Annotated in this window: 18 protein-coding genes; 6 read left to right on the forward strand and 12 right to left on the reverse strand. The window is 73.2% G+C overall.

Features of this window, described 5'->3' with window-relative positions; translation table 11 throughout:
* Positions 1-13 precede the first annotated feature (13 nt).
* A complete protein-coding gene (locus AB8O64_RS10030; RefSeq protein ID WP_370418824.1) occupies positions 14-805 on the forward strand; it encodes an alpha/beta hydrolase in 792 nt (263 codons plus the stop codon).
* Positions 798-1433: a hypothetical protein gene (locus AB8O64_RS10035; RefSeq protein WP_370418825.1), complete on the forward strand. Its 636-nt coding sequence runs from the start codon at positions 798-800 to the stop codon at positions 1431-1433. Before AB8O64_RS10030 ends, AB8O64_RS10035 begins: the two co-directional genes overlap by 8 nt.
* Positions 1434-1510: 77 nt before the next feature.
* Here AB8O64_RS10035 and AB8O64_RS10040 read toward each other — a convergent pair whose 3' ends face one another.
* The 6 genes from AB8O64_RS10040 to AB8O64_RS10065 all read right to left on the reverse strand — a co-directional run bounded on the left by AB8O64_RS10040 (position 1511) and on the right by AB8O64_RS10065 (position 6612).
* Positions 1511-2260: an endonuclease/exonuclease/phosphatase family protein gene (locus tag AB8O64_RS10040; protein ID WP_370418826.1), complete on the reverse strand. Its 750-nt coding sequence runs from the start codon at positions 2258-2260 to the stop codon at positions 1511-1513.
* A 63-nt stretch (positions 2261-2323) separates the two neighbouring features.
* Positions 2324-3265 carry an ROK family glucokinase gene (locus AB8O64_RS10045; protein WP_130877364.1) on the reverse strand — a complete coding sequence of 314 codons (942 nt, stop codon included), beginning with the start codon at positions 3263-3265 and terminating at the stop codon, positions 2324-2326.
* 57 nt (positions 3266-3322) lie between these two features.
* Positions 3323-3814, reverse strand: a complete 492-nt coding sequence (locus AB8O64_RS10050) for a DUF5304 domain-containing protein (RefSeq protein WP_370418827.1) — start codon at positions 3812-3814, stop codon at positions 3323-3325.
* Positions 3815-3870: 56 nt separating this feature from the next.
* Entirely contained in the window at positions 3871-5211 is a 1341-nt protein-coding gene (locus tag AB8O64_RS10055) for an ArsA family ATPase (RefSeq protein ID WP_370423836.1), read from the reverse strand.
* Positions 5212-5307: 96 nt separating this feature from the next.
* Entirely contained in the window at positions 5308-5757 is a 450-nt protein-coding gene (locus AB8O64_RS10060) for an SRPBCC family protein (protein WP_370418828.1), read from the reverse strand.
* Positions 5758-5838: 81 nt separating this feature from the next.
* Positions 5839-6612, reverse strand: a complete 774-nt coding sequence (locus AB8O64_RS10065) for a metallophosphoesterase (protein WP_130877367.1) — start codon at positions 6610-6612, stop codon at positions 5839-5841.
* A gap of 269 nt (positions 6613-6881) precedes the next feature.
* On the opposite strand from AB8O64_RS10065, the gene AB8O64_RS10070 reads away from it, so the two are divergent.
* Positions 6882-8678, forward strand: a complete 1797-nt coding sequence (locus AB8O64_RS10070; RefSeq protein ID WP_370418829.1) for a long-chain fatty acid--CoA ligase — start codon at positions 6882-6884, stop codon at positions 8676-8678.
* Between the two features lie 66 nt (positions 8679-8744).
* Here the strand turns inward: AB8O64_RS10070 and AB8O64_RS10075 are convergent, their stop codons facing one another.
* Positions 8745-9887, reverse strand: coding sequence for a glycosyltransferase family 4 protein (locus AB8O64_RS10075; protein ID WP_370418830.1), 1143 nt, complete (start codon positions 9885-9887; stop codon positions 8745-8747).
* Positions 9888-10132: 245 nt separating this feature from the next.
* On the opposite strand from AB8O64_RS10075, the gene AB8O64_RS10080 reads away from it, so the two are divergent.
* Entirely contained in the window at positions 10133-11374 is a 1242-nt protein-coding gene (locus AB8O64_RS10080) for a glycosyltransferase 87 family protein (RefSeq protein WP_370418831.1), read from the forward strand.
* A gap of 30 nt (positions 11375-11404) precedes the next feature.
* Here the strand turns inward: AB8O64_RS10080 and AB8O64_RS10085 are convergent, their stop codons facing one another.
* From AB8O64_RS10085 to AB8O64_RS10105, 5 genes are all read right to left on the reverse strand, one after another.
* Complete coding sequence (locus tag AB8O64_RS10085) at positions 11405-12667, reverse strand: hypothetical protein (protein WP_370418832.1); 1263 nt, start codon at positions 12665-12667, stop codon at positions 11405-11407.
* Positions 12668-12708: 41 nt separating this feature from the next.
* A complete protein-coding gene (locus AB8O64_RS10090; protein WP_370418833.1) occupies positions 12709-13767 on the reverse strand; it encodes an NlpC/P60 family protein in 1059 nt (352 codons plus the stop codon).
* 316 nt (positions 13768-14083) lie between these two features.
* Positions 14084-15151: an NlpC/P60 family protein gene (locus AB8O64_RS10095; RefSeq protein WP_370418834.1), complete on the reverse strand. Its 1068-nt coding sequence runs from the start codon at positions 15149-15151 to the stop codon at positions 14084-14086.
* Between the two features lie 216 nt (positions 15152-15367).
* Positions 15368-16735: an NYN domain-containing protein gene (locus AB8O64_RS10100; RefSeq protein ID WP_356457250.1), complete on the reverse strand. Its 1368-nt coding sequence runs from the start codon at positions 16733-16735 to the stop codon at positions 15368-15370.
* A 19-nt stretch (positions 16736-16754) separates the two neighbouring features.
* Positions 16755-16994, reverse strand: a complete 240-nt coding sequence (locus AB8O64_RS10105) for a hypothetical protein (protein ID WP_130877375.1) — start codon at positions 16992-16994, stop codon at positions 16755-16757.
* Between the two features lie 268 nt (positions 16995-17262).
* On the opposite strand from AB8O64_RS10105, the gene AB8O64_RS10110 reads away from it, so the two are divergent.
* Both AB8O64_RS10110 and AB8O64_RS10115 read left to right on the forward strand, forming a co-directional pair.
* Complete coding sequence (locus AB8O64_RS10110; protein WP_370423837.1) at positions 17263-17973, forward strand: rhomboid family intramembrane serine protease; 711 nt, start codon at positions 17263-17265, stop codon at positions 17971-17973.
* Complete coding sequence (locus tag AB8O64_RS10115) at positions 17970-18251, forward strand: Lrp/AsnC family transcriptional regulator (protein ID WP_130877377.1); 282 nt, start codon at positions 17970-17972, stop codon at positions 18249-18251. Before AB8O64_RS10110 ends, AB8O64_RS10115 begins: the two co-directional genes overlap by 4 nt.
* Positions 18252-18458 lie beyond the last annotated feature (207 nt).

Genomic DNA, 18458 nt, shown 5'->3' on the forward strand with positions numbered 1-18458 from the left:
ATCGGAGATCCCGGTGCCGCTCCTCCCCGGCGCCGAGCCGTTCCGCCACGTCGGCGGAGAGGTCGGCGTCCTTGTGTGTCACGGCTTCACCGGTTCCCCGCAGTCCGTACGGCCCTGGGCCGATTATCTCGCGGAACGCGGCCTGACGGTGTCGCTTCCCCTGCTGCCCGGCCACGGCACCCGCTGGCAGGACCTGCAGCTCACCGGGTGGCAGGACTGGTACGCGGAGGTGGACCGCGAGCTGCGGTCGCTGCGTGAGCACTGTTCCGAGATCTTCGTGTGCGGCTTGTCGATGGGCGGGGCGCTCGCGCTGCGGCTCGCGGCCCTGCACGGTGACGCGGTCCGCGGCGTCGTCGTGGTCAACCCCGGGAACAAGGTCCACGGCCTCGCCGCCAAGGCACTGCCCGTGGCACGCCATCTGGTGCGCACCACCAAGGGCATCGCCAGTGACATCGCGAAGCCGGGCGCGGCCGAGATCGGCTACGGCCGAGTGCCGCTGCACGCCGCGCACTCGCTGCGCCGCTTCTTCCGTCTGGTCGACTCCGAACTTCCGCAGGTCACCCAGCCGTTGCTGCTTCTGCACAGCCCCGACGACCGTGTCGTCCCCGCCGCCGACTCGGCCCGCATCCTGGCCCGTGTCTCCTCCCGGGACGTCACCGAGCGGCTGCTGGAGCGCAGCCGCCATGTGGCGACGCTGGACCACGACGCCGAGCTGATCTTCAAGGACACGTACGCGTTCATCAACCGGCTGAGCGCCGGTGTCGACGTGGACGCCGGCAAGGAGGGGACGGCCACCCGTGGCTGAGCGCGACGCCGGCCGCGACGAGAGCCGCGACCCGCTGGACGAGGACGCGGCCTGGGCGGAGCTCGTCGCCGCGTACGGCGAACAGCCCGACCCCGCCACGGGCCGCTGGCCCGCCTCCGGTGATGTCACGGACGAGCTCGACGGCCGCGAGCGGGCCGAGGACCCCGCCGCTCCGGACGGGGCCGAGGATTCCGGGGCCTCCGACGGGCCGGACCCCTCCGGTGACGACCGGGACGGGACCACCAAGACCGCCGCGGCCGCCCCGGCACAGCCGGACCGGCCGGGCAGCTTCATCGTCTACGCCCCCGGTGTCGGCCCCCGCGACTGGACCGAGCCCAAGGCCGAGGACGGCAAGGACAGCGGTGACGACGCGGACGAGGGCCACTTCGTCCCGCCGGAGCCGCCGCCGCTCCCGACCGGTGATGTCACCGCCCGCTTCGCCTGGATCGCCGTGCTCGGCGGACCGTTGCTGCTGCTGGTCATGGTGCTGCTGCGCCAGGAGCTGACGTGGTGGATGACCACGCTTGGCGTCGGCGGCTTCCTCGGCGGTTTCGCCACGCTGGTGCTGCGCATGAAGGACGGCGACGACGACGAGGACGACGACCCGGGACGCGGCGCGGTCGTGTAGGGGTTTTCTCATCGGACGGGCTGGAGAGATCCAGCCCGTCCGGCGTTTGAGGACCGGGGTCCGGGGCAGAGCCCCGGCTACACAGCCGGCACCCTCAGTGCCGCCAACACCGGCAGATGATCCGTCGCGGCCCGCAGATCCCGCTCCGCGATCCCCGGCAGCCCCATCGGGACGCCGCAGCCGAGCACCTCGACACCCTCGGTCGCGAAGACGGCGTCGATGCGCTGGAGGGGGTCGCCGAGCCGGGTGGTGTGCTCGCGGCCCCACGGCTTGGTGGCCCAGCCGTCCTGGAGGGCGTCCGCGAGGAGACCGAACGTACGCCCGTCGGGTCGGTCGTTGAGGTCGCCCGCCGCGACGGCGTGCGGGACGCCGAGCGAGGCGAGCCGGTCGAGGAGCAGCTTGCCCTGGCCGTAGCGCTCGCTGTCCTTCATGCTCAGGTGGCAGCTGAGGACACCGAGCCGGGCGCGGCCGAAGCGGAGCACGGCGGTGGCGAAGCCGCGCTGGTGCAGTCCGGGGGTGCGGGGCAGCAGGACGTCCTCCGTGCGCTCCACGGTGGCGCGCAGCGAGGACAGGATCATCGGGCCGGAGGCGGTGGCCCCGCCGGTGACGTACACCAGCTCGGAGGTACGGGCGAGGCGGGCGGCCGCCTTGCGCCAGCGGAAGAAGCGCGGTGCTTCCTGGACGCAGACGACATCGGGGGCGCAGGCCCGGATGACCCGGGCCAGCGCCCCCGTGTCGTCACGCATGGAGCGGATGTTGTAGCTGAGCACGCGGACGACGGCCGAGCCGTCGTCTTCGGTACGCGACGGGGGCAGGTCCGCGAGCATCGCCACTCTCCTGTTGCTCCAACGGTGCTACAAGGTGTGATCAGCCCTCTCGGGCGGTTGTCGTCAGCCCTGACGGGCCAGGTCGGCGGCGCCGACCAGGCCGGCCTTGCCGCCCAGCTGCGCCGCGAGCACCTGCGCGTGCGGGCGCCACTGGCCGCCGATCAGCCAGCGCTTGAAGGACTTGCGGATGGGGTCGAGGACGAGGTCGCCCTCGTCCGAGACACCGCCGCCGACGATGAACGCGGAGGGGTCGAAGAGCGAGGCCAGGTCGGCCAGGCCCGCGCCCGCCCAGCGGGCCAGCTCGCGGAAGGAGTCGATGGCGACCGGGTCGCCCTGCCGGGCGGCGGCGCTGATGTGCTTGCCCTCGATGCCCTCGACCGTGCCGTCACCGAGACCCAGCAGGATCGAGGCGTTCTCCGGGGTGGCGTTGGCGCGCTGCTTGGCGTAGCGGACGAGCGCGCGCCCGGAGGCGTACTGCTCCCAGCAGCCCTGGCTGCCGCAACCGCACAGCAGGCCGTCGGGGACGACCCGGATGTGGCCGAATTCCGCCGCCACACCGAAGCGGCCGCGGCGCAGCTTGTTGCCGATGATGATGCCGCCGCCGAGCCCGGTGCCCAGGGTGATGCAGATGACGTCGTCGTGGCCCTGGCCGGCGCCGAAGCGGTATTCGCCCCAGGCGGCGGCGTTGGCGTCGTTCTCGACGACGACCGGGAGGCCGACGCGCTGCTCGACCTTGTCCTTGAGGGCCTCGTGACGCCAGTTGATGTTCGGGGCGAACAGGACGGTGGCCCGCTTGTCGTCCACGTAGCCCGCGGCACCGATGCCGACCGCCTCGACGTCATGGCCGACGCTGACCGTGCGCACCGCGTCCGCGATGGCGTCGACGACCGCTTCGGGCGTCGGGGGGGTGGGCACCTTGCAGGTCGCGAGGATCTTGCCCTCTTCGTCGACCACGCCGGCCGCGATCTTCGTGCCGCCGATGTCGACGCCGATGGTGAGTCCCATGTATCCCTCAGTTATTCGCTCGAACCCCGCCACGGCCCACCGTACCGGAGGGCCAGGTCAGTCCAGGTCGATGCGCTCGGTCCCGCCGGCCGCTCCGTCGCCTTTGCCGGGCGGGGTGTCAGGGGCCGTGCCGGGCCGGTCGGCGGGCGCGGAGGACGGGCGCTCGCCCCGGGTCCAGCGGCCCTCCTGTCCCTGGACGGCGGCGCGGTAGGCGGCGAGCAGCTCGGAGCCCGCGGAGGCCAGGTGGTCGAAGACATCGGGGTTGCGCTCGATGACGGGCTCGACCACCGCCTTCGCCTGGGTGATCAGCTGCTGCACGGCGCCCTGCGCGGCCGCCCCGGCGAGTGGCAGCTGGAGCCCCGCGACCTTGTCGGCGACGGCGTCGACGAGCTTGCGCAGCTCCTCAGCGGCGGTGCCGGTGGCCGGGCCCTGCCCGTACTCCGCGCGGCGGCGGGCCTTCTCTGCGGCGAGGTCCTCGGCGCAGGCCCGCTCCCAGGCGTCGTGGTCGGCCGCCCCGTCGATGTCGGGGCGCTCGGTGGCTTCGCTCATGGCGGACTCCTGCGGCTGGATTTTCCTTCGACGTTACCCGAACGGCGTAGTGCCGTTCAGCTGCTCCGCGGCCAGAGGCCGGGGTCGGGGGTGAAACGTACGCAGAGGGCGCCGTCGCGCAGCGCGGCACCGGAGACGGTGCAGCGGCGCAGCGCGGACGGCAGGGGCAGCACGCGGCGGAACGGTCCGACGCCGACGATCAGCTCGTCGCCCCGGCGGACCAGGTCGAGTCCGTCGCGGTCGGCGCCGGGCAGCGGCAACCGCCAGACGAGGACCCCGTCGGTGGCGATGCGGTCCTCCACGGACCAGGCGTCGGGCCCCTCGGCGCTGCCCGAGCCGTCCGGATCCGGGCCGGTCCAGTCGTCGAGTTCGTCGGTGAGGCCGTCGCCCTCGACGATCCCGGTCCCGCCGACGGCGGTCGACCGGGCGCGGCCGGCCAGCTCGTCGAGGTCCCCGGTGCCCCGCGGGCCCCGGCCGAGGTGCGGCAGCTCGCAGACGGTGACGGCGTCGACGAGGAATTCCTCGCGCAGTGCCTTCAGCGCGGTGCGCTGCTCGTCGACGAGCCCGGCGAGCCAGGAGCCGGCGGTGTCTCCGGGAGTCCCGGCAGCCTCGGCGGCATCGGGGAACAGCCGGTTGGTGACGAGGGTGTCGATCCGGCAGCTCTGCAGGGCGAGTCCGGCGCGGGCGACGCGTACGGCCTCGGCGGCGACCGGCCCGGGTTCGACGACGAGACGGACGGTCGTGTGCCTGGCCTCGATCACCCGCTGCACGGCGGCCAGCTCGGCCTCGAAGCGCTCGGCGGTGTCGTACAGCCGCTGCGCGGGCATCGGCACCCCGGCCAGCTGCGCGAGCATGGGGCGCAGCGCGCGGGCGGCCTGCCGTTCGGGGGGCAGCAGCCGGCGCAGATAGCGGCGCAGCTGCTCGGGCAGCGCGAGCAGCCGTATGGTCTCGGGCGCGGGCGGCATGTCGACGACGAGCAGGTCCCAGGGGGCGTCACCGGTGTGGGCGGCGCGCAGCGCGGTGAGGATCGCGAGGGGCTCCGCGCCGGGGAGTTCGGTGAGCTCCTCGGCGTCCAGCGGGGTGGCGCCGAGCAGGTCGAAGAGGGAGGCGCCGCGGTCCTGGAGCTCCCGGGCCCGGTCGCGGAAGTGCTCGCCGACGGCGATCCGGGCCGCCCGGAGGCGGGGGGCGACCTCGACGGGCGGCGCCCAGGGCGCGGGGCTCTCGTCCCCCACAGGGGGTGCGGGCAGCGCGACGTCGAGGACCGCCTCGGGGGCGGGGCCGCGGTCGGAGGTGAGCAGCAGCACGCGCCGCCCTTGGCGGGCCGCGGCGAGCGCCGTGGCCGCCGCGGTGGTGGTGCGGCCCGCGCCGCCGGGACCGGTGACGAGGACCGTACGCAAGGAGGAGCCTCCGGCAATGAGGTGCATGGTTCTACGCGGCCGGCGCGGCGGCGGCCGGACGTCCTTGAGGCCGCCGCCCCGCCGGGCCGGGCCGGGTCAGGACTTCGCGCCGCTCTCGACGCGCTCCTTGAGGCCCTGGAGGGCGCGGTCGATGATGACCTTCTCCGCCTTGCGCTTGATCATCCCGAGCATCGGGATCTTGACGTCGACCGTGAGCTGGTACGTCACCTCGGTGTGCGCGCCGCCCGCCACGGGAGCCAGGCTGTACGAGCCGTCGAGCTGGCGCAGCATCTGGGACTTGACCAGCGACCAGCTCACCACGTTGTCGGCGGGCCAGCTGTAGGCGAGCGTGTGGTCGTCCTTGATGGCACCCGCGTCGAGGACCAGGCGCACCTGCTCGGCACGGCCCTGCTCGTCCCTGGCGAGGACCTCGGCCTGCTTGACCTCGCCGGTCCACTCCGGATAGCGGCCGAAGTCGGCGATCACCGACATGACCTCGGCCGGGGCCGCCTCGATCGTGATGCTCGAGCTGGTGTGTTCCGCCATCGCCGTGGCTCCTCCGTACCGGGGTCCCGCTGCCTCATGTGCCTCGTGTGCCTGCCGGTGAAGGCTACATCGCGCGGCCGGTCACCACTCCAGTGCCCACGGAGTACCGGACGACGCGAAATGGCCGACATTGACGCACTCGGTGTCGCCGATGCGCATCCGCTGCGCGAGCGGCTGGTGGACATGGCCGAAGAGGGCGTACTTGGGCCGGGTGGCCTTGATCGTCTCCAGCAGCGCCGAGCTGCCGCGCTCGAAGCGGCGGGCCACGGTGTCGTAGCAGAGCTCGGGCACGTCGGGCGGGATGTGCGAGCAGAGCACGTCGACCTCGCCGAGGGCGGCGAGCTTCGCGGCGTACGTCTCGTCGTCGATCTCATAGGGGGTGCGCATCTGCGACCGGAGGCCGCCGCCGACGAAGCCGAAGACGCGGCCGCCGATCTCGGCCCGCTCGCCGTCGAGGACCGTCGTGCCGGGCCGGGCGTACTCGGGCCACAGCCCGGGGATGTCGACGTTGCCGTAGGTCGCGTAGGTGGGGGTGGGGAAGGCGGCGAAGAGCTCGGCGTACTGTCCGCGCACGGCCTTCTCGACGGCCGAGTCGCGGTCTATCCCGTCCCACAGGCGCCGGGCCAGCTCTCGGGCCTCCTCGAAACGGCGGGCCGTGCGCAGCTCGACGATCCGGTCGGCGTTCTCGACGCCGAACAGCTCGGGGAAGATGCCGCGTGAGTGGTCGGCGTAGTCGAGGAAGAGGACCAGGTCCCCCAGGCACACCAGGGCGTCGGCGCCGTCGCCCGCCCGGGCGAGGGCCTCGCTGTTGCCGTGCACATCACTGACCACGTGAATCCTGAAGCCACCTCGCATGCGGATCACCCTAGGGCGTGCGGCCCGGCCTTCGGAAGGGCCCCGACCTGCGGTTACTTCCGGGTTACCAAAGCTAGGGGCTAGGGTTCGGACAGCAGTCCCGTGGCATGTGACGCATAGAACATCTGGACGCGACCCCTATTCGAATAGCCGTACCGGTGGGTAACGTCCGGGCAGTCCAATACCCCCCTTGCCTGATCATGGACCGCAGCCGGCGCAGCGCCCCTCGAAGACGCGGCGGCGCCGACGCCCGACGAGGAGCAGCAGTCTTGCGCGAGTTCAGCCTTCCGGCCCTGTACGAGGTCCCCGCGGACGGAAACCTGACGGATCTGATCCGCCGCAACGCCGCGCAGCATCCTGATGTCCCCGTCATAGGGCGCAAGGTCGACGGCCGGTGGCAGGACGTCACCGCTACCCAGTTCCTGGCGGAGGTCCGTGCGGCCGCCAAGGGTCTGATGGCCTCCGGTATCCGCCCCGGTGACCGGGTCGCCCTGTTGTCCCGCACCCGCTACGAGTGGGCGCTGCTGGACTTCGCCATCTGGAGCGCGGGCGGCGTGACCGTGCCCGTCTACGAGACCAGCTCGCCGGAGCAGATCCAGTGGATCCTCGGCGACTCCGGTGCCGTGGCCTGCCTGGTGGAGTCCCCCGCGCACGAGGCCGCCGTGGAGTCCGTCCGGGACCGGCTGCCCGGCCTTGCGAACATCTGGCAGATCGAGCGCGGCGCGCTCGATCGGCTGCGGGCGGCGGGTGAGGAGCTGACCGACGAGGACGTCGACGAGCGCAGCGCCGTCGCCACCGCCGACTCCCCCGCCACCATCGTCTACACCTCGGGCACCACCGGCCGCCCGAAGGGCTGTGTGCTGACCCACCGCAGCTTCTTCGCCGAGTGCGGCAACGTGGTCGAGCGGCTCAAGCCGCTCTTCCGCACCGGTGAATCGTCCGTGCTGCTCTTCCTGCCCGCCGCCCATGTCTTCGGGCGGCTGGTCGAGATCGCCTCGGTGATGGCCCCGATCCGGCTGGGCCTCGTCAGCGACATCCGCAATCTCACCGACGACCTCCAGTCCTTCCGGCCGTCGCTGGTGCTGGGCGTGCCGCGGGTCTTCGAGAAGGTCTACAACGGCGCGCGGGCCAAGGCCCAGGCGGACGGCAAGGGCAAGATCTTCGACCGGGCCGCGGACACCGCGATCGCCTACAGCCGCGCGCAGGACACCCCGGCGGGCCCGTCGTTCGGCCTCCGGATCAAGCACAAGATCTTCGACAAGCTGGTCTACAGCAAGCTGCGCGCGGTGCTGGGCGGCCGGGCCACCCACGCGATCTCCGGCGGTGCGCCGCTGGGCGAGCGGCTCGGCCACTTCTACCGCGGCATCGGCTTCACGGTCCTGGAGGGCTACGGCCTGACCGAGACGTGTGCCGCGACCGCCTTCAACCCCTGGGACCGGCAGAAGATCGGCTCGGTCGGGCAGCCGCTGCCGGGCTCGGTGGTCCGGATCGCCGACGACGGCGAGGTCCTGCTGCACGGCGAGCACCTGTTCACGGGCTACTGGAACAACGAACAGGCCACCAAGGAGGCCCTCTCCGACGGCTGGTTCCACACCGGTGACCTGGGCACGCTCGACGAGGACGGCTACCTCGCGATCACCGGCCGGAAGAAGGAGATCATCGTCACGGCGGGCGGCAAGAACGTCGCGCCCGCGGTGATCGAGGACCGGATCCGCTCGCACGCCCTGATCGCCGAGTGCATGGTCGTCGGCGACGGCCGGCCGTTCGTGGGCGCGCTGATCACCCTCGACGAGGACTTCCTGCCCCGCTGGCTGGCGGAGCACGGCCGCCCGGCCGGCACGACGCCCTCGGAGCTGGCCGACGACGCCGAGCTGCTGGCCGATGTGCAGAAGGCGGTGGACGACGGCAACGCGGCGGTCTCCAAGGCGGAGTCGGTGCGCAAGTTCCGCATCCTGCCCGCACAGTTCACCGAGGACTCCGGGCATGTGACGCCGTCGCTCAAGCTGAAGCGGAATGTGGTGGCGAAGGACTTCGCGGGGGAGATCGAAGCGATTTACCACGCGTAGCGGTGCGCGTAAAAGATTGCCCTCAATCGCCGGGCGGGCTCGCATTCGGCGATTGAGGGCTTTCCTCTACAGCAGTTCCTTGAGGCGGTCAGCCAAGAGATCCCAGCGCCAGCGCTCCTCCACCCACGCGCGGCCCCGCTCGCCCATGCGGCGCCTCAGCTCCGGGTCCCCCAGCAGCGTGATGACGCGGTCGGCGGACTCCTCGGCGGAGCCGCCCCGCACCACGTAGCCCGTCTCGCCGTCGAGGACGGCGTCGGGGGCGCCGCCGGAGTCGCCCGCGACCACCGGCAGACCCGTCGCCGACGCCTCCAGGTAGACGATGCCGAGCCCCTCGACGTCCAGGCCGCCGCGGCGCGTGCGGCAGGGCATGGCGAAGACGTCGCCGGCGCCGTAGTGGGCGGGCAGTTCCTCCCACGGGACGGGCCCGGTGAAGCGGACGGCGTGGGCGACGCCGGTGCGCTCGGCGAGCGCCCGCAGGTCCTTCGCGTAGGGCCCGCCGCCGACTATCAGCAGCACCGCGTCCGGGACCGCCGCGAGGATCCGCGGCATGGCCTCGATCAGGGTGTCCTGGCCCTTTCGCGGGACGAGGCGGGAGACGCAGACCACGACGGGGCGGTCGGCGAGTCCGAGCCGGGCGCGGACCTCGGCGCCGCCGGAGGCCGGGTGGAAGGTCTTCTCGTCCACGCCGGGCGGCAGTTGGACCATCCGCGCGGCGGCCTCGGGCGTCAGCGCGGCGGCGATCCGGGAGCGGGTGTACTCCCCCAGATAGGTGATCGTGTCCGTGCCCTCGCCGATCCGGCGCAGCAGCTGCCGGGAGGCGGGCAGCTGGGCCCAGCCCGCCTCGTGCCCGTGGGTGGTGGCGACCAGCCGCCGGGCCCCGGCGCGGCGCAGCGCGGGGGCCATCAGCCCCAGCGGCGCGGCGGCACCGAACCACACGGAGGTGCAGCCGTGTTCGCGCAGCAGCGCGGTGGCGCGGCGGGTGACCCGGGGGGTGGGCAGCAGCATCGTGGTGCGGTCGCGGACGACCTCGAAGGGCTGCTCGGCGTCGAAGCGGGCGGTGGCCTCGGCGCCTTCCCGGCCGCGCTTCCACGTCGAGGCGTAGACGACGACGTCCGCCGGGTCCAGGCGCAGCGCCATGTTGTGCAGGAAGGCCTGGATGCCGCCGGGCCGGGGCGGGAAGTCATTGGTGACGATCAGGGTCTTGTGCACGGGGGTCTTTCGGCTGGGGATCGCTCGGCTGGAGGCCTGGGGCCGTGACCTCGCGCCCGACAGTACCGGGTGCTCCTCCGGCCGCCCCCGGGGTGCCCCCGGGGGCGGCTATCTGGACCTTCGTCCCGCCACGTCACCGCGCGTGGGCCGCCTCGACCGGCCATCATGCCTTGGAGTGACGGAGCGTGTAGGGCCGTGCGTGGGTCGTGAAACCGTGCGTGGACCGTGAATGGACGAGGTGAATCATGGCGGGCACTGGCTTGCGGCTCTCGATCGTGGCGTGGGCCGTCACCCGGGCCGTTCTGCTGCTGTGTGTGTTCCGGGTGTGGGTGCTGCCCGGATCGGATGTCGGGATCGACATCGAGGTGATCTACCAGGGCTGGTACGGGGTGCTGAAGACGGGCACCTTCCCGCTGCACGACGTGACCTGGCAGTACCCGCCGGCGGCGGCGCTGGCCGTGCTCTCCCCCGGGCTGCTGCCGTTCCTCGACTACGCCCCGGCGTTCTTCCTGATGTGCTTCCTGGCGGACGTGCTGGTCTTCGCGATGCTGCTGTTCACCGTGCGGGGCGGCCGGCGCAGCCGGGCGGGGGTGTGGGTCTGGGTGGCCGGGGTGCCGCTGCTGGGCCCGATCGTCTACGCCCGCTACGACGTCATGGTGACCGCCGTGTCCGTCGCGGCGCTGCTGGCCGCCGCGCGTCCGGCCGGGGCCCGGCTCTCGGGGGCGCTGGCCGGCTTCGGGGCGCTGCTGAAGGTCTGGCCGGTGCTGCTGCTGGTGGGCACCCCGCGCGGCCGCCGCACCCGCTCCGCCTGGGGCGCGGCGCTGCTCACGGGGCTCGTGCTGGGGCTGCTGTTCGCCGTGGCGATGCCGGGGGCGCTGGCGTTCCTGACCTTCCAGCGCGACCGGGGCACGGAGATCGAGTCGCTGGGGTCGCTGGTCTTCCATCTGGGGCGGCACTTCGGATGGGAGGGCCACGCGCGGCTGCACTACGGCTCGGTGGAGTTCCTCGGCCCGTACGTCCGCACGATGAGCCGGCTGGCGCTGGGCCTGAGCGTGCTGGCCTTCGGGTGGCTGCTGCTGTGGCGGGTGCGGGCGCGGCGGTTCACGGCGTGCACGCCCTACGACGCGGCCTTCGCCGCCGTGCTGCTGTTCACCACCACCAGCCGGGTGATCAGCCCGCAGTATCTGATCTGGCTGATCGGCCTGGCGGCGGTGTGCATGACGATGCGGACGACCCGGCAGGGACTGCCCGTCGCCCTGGTGCTGCTGGCGGCGCCGCTCACCCAGCTCGAGTTCCCCATCTGGTTCTCGCACGTCGTGGCCAGCGACAAGCTGGGCGTGACGACGCTGACGCTGCGCAATCTGCTGCTGGTCGTGGCGACCCTGCTCTCGTGCACCCGGCTGTGGCGGGAGACGGTGACCGAGGCGGGTCCGACCGGGACGCCGGAACCACCCGCCGAGCGGTCGTCGGCGCTGGTCGCCAAGTGAGGGCGGTCGCCGGGTGGGGGCCGGGCGGCGTCAGCCGAGCGCGGCCTCCAGATAGGCGCGCCAGCGTGCGGTGAAGTCGGCGAGGTTCACCCCGAGCACGTCGCGCAGGGCGACCTCGACGGCGCCCGCGCGTCGGCTGTGCCCGCCCACCGCGCGGTAGAAGGCGACGAGCTTCTCCTCGCCCCACTCGTCGGCGATCATGCGGCAGGCCAGCCAGCCCTCCTCGTAGGCGCGGGCCAGCCGCCCGGACTCGCCCGCGAAGCCGAACTCCCCGTCCTCGGGCAGCCGCCGCGGCAGCTCACCGCCGGTGACGGCGCGGGCCAGCTCGGGGGCGGCCTGGCGCGGGGTGCGGTCGGTGTCGCGGTAGGCGGCCCAGTCGGCGAAGCCCTCGGAGAGCCACAGCGGGGTGGCCGGGGAGGTCAGCGCGCGGGTGGCGACGTGGGCGGTCTCGTGGGTGAGCACCACGCGGCGGCCGAAGTCGCCGAGGACGCCGTACGCCTCGGGGTTGACGATGATCCGGTCGGCCGGGGCGGCACCGGCGCCACCGACCTCTCCGGTGGTCACGGCCGCGATGCCCCGGTAGCCGGCGGCGGGTGCCCCCAACAGGGCCGCCATGGTGTCCAGCGAGGCTGGCATCTCGACCACCACCCGCCCCGCCCACTTCCCCCGCCAGGCCGCGCCCACGGCCGGCACCGCGCGGTCGGCGAGGCCCGCGAGGGCCCGCAGCCGCCCCCGGTCCTGGCCGACGCCGAGGACGAGGCTGTGCGCGCCGCGCACGACCGTCACCGTGCCGTGCTCCCACAGCTGCCGGCCGCCGTCGCGGTCGTCCTGGGCGGCGACGTACCAGCGGCCGTCGCGTTTGACGAGCGTCAGCCGCGCGGGGGCCGTGACGGGCGCGGTGTCGTAGCCGGCGATCCGGTAGCGCAGTTCGGCCTCGACGGCGACGCGGTGGCCGTCGCCGGCCGCGGGGGTGAATCCGCCCCTGCGCACCAGCCGGTAGCCGTAGGCGGCCAGGGGGACGTCCTTGAGCCGGTCGAACACCCGCTGCCGTGCGGCGCGGTAACCCGTCGCCCGGGGGTCCACGGCGGCCAGAAAGGCCGCCTCGTCACGGCCGCGCAGTGCGTCGGCCCACCGGTCCAGCAGCCGCTGCACCGACCTGTCGTCGGCGTCCGGGCCGGCCGAGGAGCCCATCGGCCCGCAACCGGTCAGGGCCTGGGCGCCGAACAGGACCGCCGCCAGGCCGCACGCCACGCGTCTTCCGCCCCACCGCTGTCGCCCTGTCACGCCCCGCATCGTACGAGCCGCCAGGCGGGCGGCAGGCCTTCAGGCCGCGCTCATGGCCGGGTGACGGAGGAAATCGGCATCATGTTGGCCGGGTCGTAGCGGACCCGGGCCCCGGGGTAGGGGGCGTGCACGACCTGCCCGTTGCCCACGTACATGCCCACGTGGCTGGCGTCGGCCCGGTAGATCACCAGGTCGCCGGGCTGGGCCTCCGCCAGCGAGACGTGCCGTCCGGCGTTCCGCTGCGCCTGCGAGGTGCGCGGCAGGCCCACGCCCGCGCGCCCGTACGCCCACTGCATGAGCCCCGAGCAGTCGAAGGCGCTCGGGCCGGTGGCGCCCCAGGCGTACGGGGAGCCGACGGCGGAGCGGGCGGCCATGGCGGCCGCCGCCCCCCGCGAGGAGGTGGGGGCGAGGCTCGGCAGCGCGGCGGCGAGGACACCGTCACCGCGGTCGGACCGCGACGCGCGGCCGTACTCCTCCCGGTCCTCCGTGGGCAGCGAGTTCAGCAGCCGGCGGGCCGTGGCGAGCTTCCGCTCGACCTCCTGCTTGTGCCGGACGACGGCCCGGCGGCCCGCTTCGAGGTCCTCCAGGATCCGGGCCGCCTCGGCCCGCTCCTGGCGCAGTTCGCGCTGCGCGCCCTGGAGGGTCCGCAGCTGGTCGGCCTGCCGGCCGGTGACGCGGTCGAGGGTGGCGGCCCGCTCCAGATAGGCATCGGGGTCGGAGGACAGCAGCAGCTCGATGGCCGGGTCCATGGCGCCGCCGGTGCGGTACTGCGCGGTGGCGATCATGCCGAGGGCGGTGCGCAGCCGGTTGACCCGCTCCTGACCGCGTGCGACCCGGTCGGCGGCCCGCTCCACCCGCTCGCGCAGGCCGTCGGTGCGCTCGTCGGCGGCGTTGAACTTCTCGGTGGCCCGCTCCGCTTCCTCGTAGAGCCGGTCGACCTGTGCCTTCACCGTGCCGGACGCCCGGTTGCCGTCCGCCCCTTCGCCGGGCCGGGCGTCCGCGGGTGACGCCGAGAGGGCGGCGGCCGCGGTGGCCATGGCGGCGGACAGGACGGTGACCCGGACGGACCGGTTGAGACCGGTCGGCGCGGGACGGCGATGGAACGCCACGGGAAGCCGCACTCCCTTTCACTGTGTGCGGCCCCTGCCGCCCGGGTTCGGGCGTACGACAGCGGGGCACCGCGCGCCAGACAGTAGCGGCGCGATCACCCCGGGTTCAAAGACCGCGCGGGGCGGGAAACGTGACGCCCCGCCGGAGACGCAGGTCACCGGCGGGGCGTGGAGTCAGCGGAGGGTTCCGGGATTCGCCCGAAAGGGCGGTGTGTCGCTCAGGCCCGACGCGGAGGACGGGCCTGAGGCGCACCCGGGGTGCGGATGGGGCTCATGAGGGCCGCGGGAGGGCGGCCGAGAGCCCCGGCGGGGGGCGTCAGCCGACGCGCACCCCGAACTGGAAGGGCATGTTGCCCATGGCCTCGTAGCGCACGTTGGCGCCCGGCTTCGGGGCGTGCAGCACCTGGCCGTTGCCCGCGTACAGGCCGACGTGGTGCAGATCGCCGTAGAAGATCACCAGGTCGCCGGGCTTGAGGGAGCCCTGGTCGTAGATGCGGGTGCCGGCGTTCGCCTGGTCCTGCGACATGCGGGGCAGGGTGACGCCCGCCTGCGAGTACGCCCAGGAGGTCAGCCCGGAGCAGTCGAAGGAGTTGGGGCCGGTCGCGCCCCAGACGTACGGGGAGCCGATCTTGCCCTGCGCGGCGCCGAGCGCACCGCCGGCGCGCTGCGACTCGGGCACGGGCTTGCCCGAGCCCCCCGGGTCCGTGCGGCTGCCGCCGGAGCGGCTCGCGCGGTCGGCGGCGTCCTTGCCCTCCTGCGCCTTGTCCTCGCCCGTGACCTCGGCCTTCTCCTTGGCCGAGAGGGTGTTGAGGAGTTCCTGGGCGTCGGAGAGCTTGCCCTGGATCTCCTTCTTCTTGTCCCCCAGCGCCTTGCGCGTGGAGTCCAGGTCGGCGAGCTTGTCCGCGGCCTCCTGGCGCTCCTGCTTCAGGGTGCGCTGCTTGCCGGCTATCTGACGAAGGGTCTCCGCCTGCTTGGTGGTGAGCTGGTCGAGCGTGGAGGCCCGCTCCAGGTAGCTGTCCGGGTCGGAGGACAGCAGCAGCTGCAGGGCGGGGTCGATGCTGCCGGTGCGGTACTGCGCGGTGGCCATCGAACCGAGGCTGTTGCGGAGCTTGTTCAGCTCCTCCTGGCCGCGGGCGACCTTGTCCTGGAGATCGCTGACCTGCTTGTCCAGCTTGTCCTGCTTCTCCTTGGCCCCGTTGTACTTCTCGGTGGCCTGCTCGGCTTCCTCGTAGAGCTTGTCGACCTTCGACTTGACGTCCTGCTTGGACGCCTGCGGATCGGCGTGCGCACCCTGGGCCGAGAGGGCGACGGCCGCCGCGGCGGTCGCGGTGAGCACGGTCACGCGGGCGCGGCCCGGCTGCTTGGGTCGACGGTGGGACGCCACGGAGACGAGCTCCTTTTCCTGGGGCCGCCTACCGCGCAGGCTCCGCGGGCTCGGCGGGACCCTCGCCGTCACCCCGAATGGATGAACAACCGCGCGAAGGTTCGAGGCCCGACCTTAGTGACCTTCCCGCAGTCCGTTCAAACTCTGCTGCGAAAAATTCCGGCCGTCCACGCATCTTTTACGAAGATGACACAGTAGGTGACGGCTGCCCCACGCTCAGGTACGCGCAAGTCGCTTGAGCAGCAAGGCCGATGCCACCGGCCGCGCGCCCGCCTTCGCGACCCCGTCGGCCACCTCCCGGTCCGTGGAGACCACAACCACCGGCCGGCCCGGCGGCTCGGCCCGCACCAGCTGCCGGATCAGCTCGTCCGCCGTCACCCCGGCCTTGCTGAAGAGCACCCGCACCCCGCGCGGCGGCGCGAGCAGCACCGGCGCGGCCAGCTCGGCACCGTCGAAGACACACGTCATCTCCGCGCCCGTCTGCGCGGCCAGCATCGCGAGCCCGCCCAGCAGCCGCAGCCGCTGCTTGTCCAGCGGCATCGTCGGATAGCCGGTCTTGGTGACGTTGTAGCCGTCGACCACCAAGTGCGCCTGCGGCAGCGCCAGCAGCTGGTCAAGCAACGCCGGATCGGTCTCCGACAGCGCGCGGTTGGCGATGTCCTTGGGCGTCATCCGGCCCGGCTCCACCGCGTCCACCGTGTCCGCCGGGCGCACCGACGCCGGCGGCAGGGCCAGCTCGCGCCGCAGCCCCTGCGCCGCGTCCAGGACGGTGTCGAGCAGCAGCCGCAGCCGCATGTCCTCCACGCTGCGCCCCTCGCGCACCGCCCGGCGGCTCGCCTCCAGCGCCGACTCGGCCTCCGCCAGCCGTGCCTTGAGCCGTCGCGCCTCGCCCAGGGCCGCGGTCTTCTCACCCGCGGCGGCCGACCGCACGGCCTCCAGCTCGGCCTGCGCCTTGCGCAGAGCCGCCTCACCGCGCCGCACATCACTGACCGCGCTGCGCAGCTTGCGCTGCGCGGCCTCGGCCTCCTTGCGCACCGCGTCCAGCTCCGCGCGGGCCCGGTCGGACTCCGTACGGGCCTCGGCGCGCGCGGCGGCCAGCTCCTCGCGCAACTGCCGCAACTCGCGCTGCGCCTCCAGGCCCGCCCGCTCGGCGCCGGCCCGCTGGGCCTCCTCGCCGGCCGCGGTGACCAGCTTGACCCAGCCGAGCGGCCGCAGCACATAGGCCATGGCCGCCACGTCCTCCGGGTCCGCGGCCGCCGGCGGGGACCCGGCGTCCAGCGCCTCGGCCAGCTCGGACCCGCCCTCGCGCAGCCGGGCGGAGATGCGCTGCCGGAAGACGGCGTCGTTCTCCACCGCGGCGGCCATGGCGTTGCCCGCGAACTTGGCCCGCCGGCTCGGCGTGAACCGGGCGTACTGCCGTAGCTGAGGGGGCAGTTCGGCGACCGTCAGCCCGCCGAACGCCTCCGCGACGAGCCCGACGACCCGTCGCCTGATCCCCTCGGGCAACGGACGGTCGAGCACCTCGGCAACACCGTCGGCCCCGCCGGCGTCACCGGCCGCCTCGCCGCCTGTGTGCTCCACCACCGTTCAACGCTCCCGTTCTTCAGGCGCCCGCGCCCGGCCGGTCCACCAGCTCGATCTGGTCGACCGCGTTGCACCAACGGCAACGCACGGACTCGATGGTCTCACTGACCACCTCGCGCTCCTCCACGTTCGGCTCTCCCGCCAGGTCGAGGTGGACGTACTCGACGGCCCTGGTCGAACGGGTCACGTCGAACCGGGTGAGATTGCCGCACAGCGTGCAGCGCCACCGGGTCTCGGCTGTCGGCTGGGGAACGCCCATCGTGTCGTCCGTCCTCGTCGTCTGCTGCCGCGGCCCCCGGGCGGGCCGCGTCGTCGAACCGCGGGAGTGTCTTCCCCGTAACCCTACGGCCTGCCGGTCTCGCGACGCGGTGCGCAGGCCCGCGCGGACGGCCCGGCGAGGCACTCTGGGCAGGTTGCGCACGGTACGCAATGATCTGACCATGATCGGAAAGGTAGTACGTCTCGGGAAGGCGGCGCTCCCCGGCCCCTCCGACACCGCCCGTGCGACCCGTGTGCCGACCCCCGTGATGACGTACACCCTCCTCGGCATCTGCTGCGTCGTCTTCCTCCTCGGCCCCGCCTCGGGCTTCAACGCCTCCTACGGCACCGGCGCCGAGCTGATCGCCGCACAGACCACCTACTTCGAGCGCTGGGGCGTGGTGCCCGAGGAGCTGTGGCTCGGCCCGACCTCGGAGCTGTGCACGCCGTTCACCGCCCTCTTCGTCCACGGCAACTGGCTGCACCTGCTGGGCAACATGCTCTTCCTCTACGTCTTCGGCGCGATGACGGAGGAGCGACTGGGCCGGATCCCCTTCGTCCTCTTCTATCTCGCCACGGGCTATCTGGCGCTGCTCGGCTATGCGGCCGTGCACGCCCACTCCGCCCAGACACTCGTCGGCGCGTCCGGGGCGATCTCCGGGGTGCTCGGTGCGTTCCTCTATCTCTTCCCCAAGGCCCGTGTCACCAGCCTCTTCCCGTTCCTCTTCTTTCTGCCGCTGCGGTTTCCGGCGTGGGCCGTGCTGCTCTTCTGGTTCGTGCTGCAGTGGCTCGCGGCGCGCACGGCGGGCGACCGCCCCGGAGTGGCCTACCTGGCCCACGTGGTGGGCTTCTGCCTCGGCTTCCTCTGCGCGTGGGCCCGCTGCGGACCTGCGGATAGAGTGAAGACCGCAGCCAGGTCCCACGAGGAGTCGCCCGCTCCCGGGGGCGACCCCGGGACCCCCGATAGGAGCCAGCCGTGATCACTTCGATCGTGCTCATCAAGACCGACGTGGACCGGATCCCCGAGATCGCCGAGAAGATCGCCGCGTTGGAGGGCGTCAGCGAGGTCTATTCGGTCACGGGCGCGCACGACCTGATCGCCATGGTGCGGGTGGCCCGGCACGACGACCTCGCGGACGTCATCCCCGGCCGCATCAGCAAGGTCCCCGGCGTGGCCTCCACGGAGACGCACATCGCGTTCCGCACGTACTCGAGCCACGACCTCGAAGCGGCCTTCGCGATCGGCCTCGACTCGTAGCGAGTCCGGCCGGCACTCACACTCCGGGTGTCGCGCCCGGTTCGGCACCGCCGGCCCCGCCGGTGGGGGTTGCGCGCCGCAGCGGCGGTCATGAGAGGCCGGGCCTCTCCCCCACCTATGCCTTCTCCTCAATCGCCGGACGGGCTGGATTTTCCAGCCCGTCCGGCGATTGAGGACCGGGGTCCGGGGCGGAGCCCCGGGTGAACG

Origin of the sequence: Streptomyces sp. QH1-20, from assembly GCF_041283565.1 — a bacterium.
Classification (GTDB): Bacteria; Actinomycetota; Actinomycetes; order Streptomycetales; family Streptomycetaceae; genus Streptomyces; species Streptomyces syringius.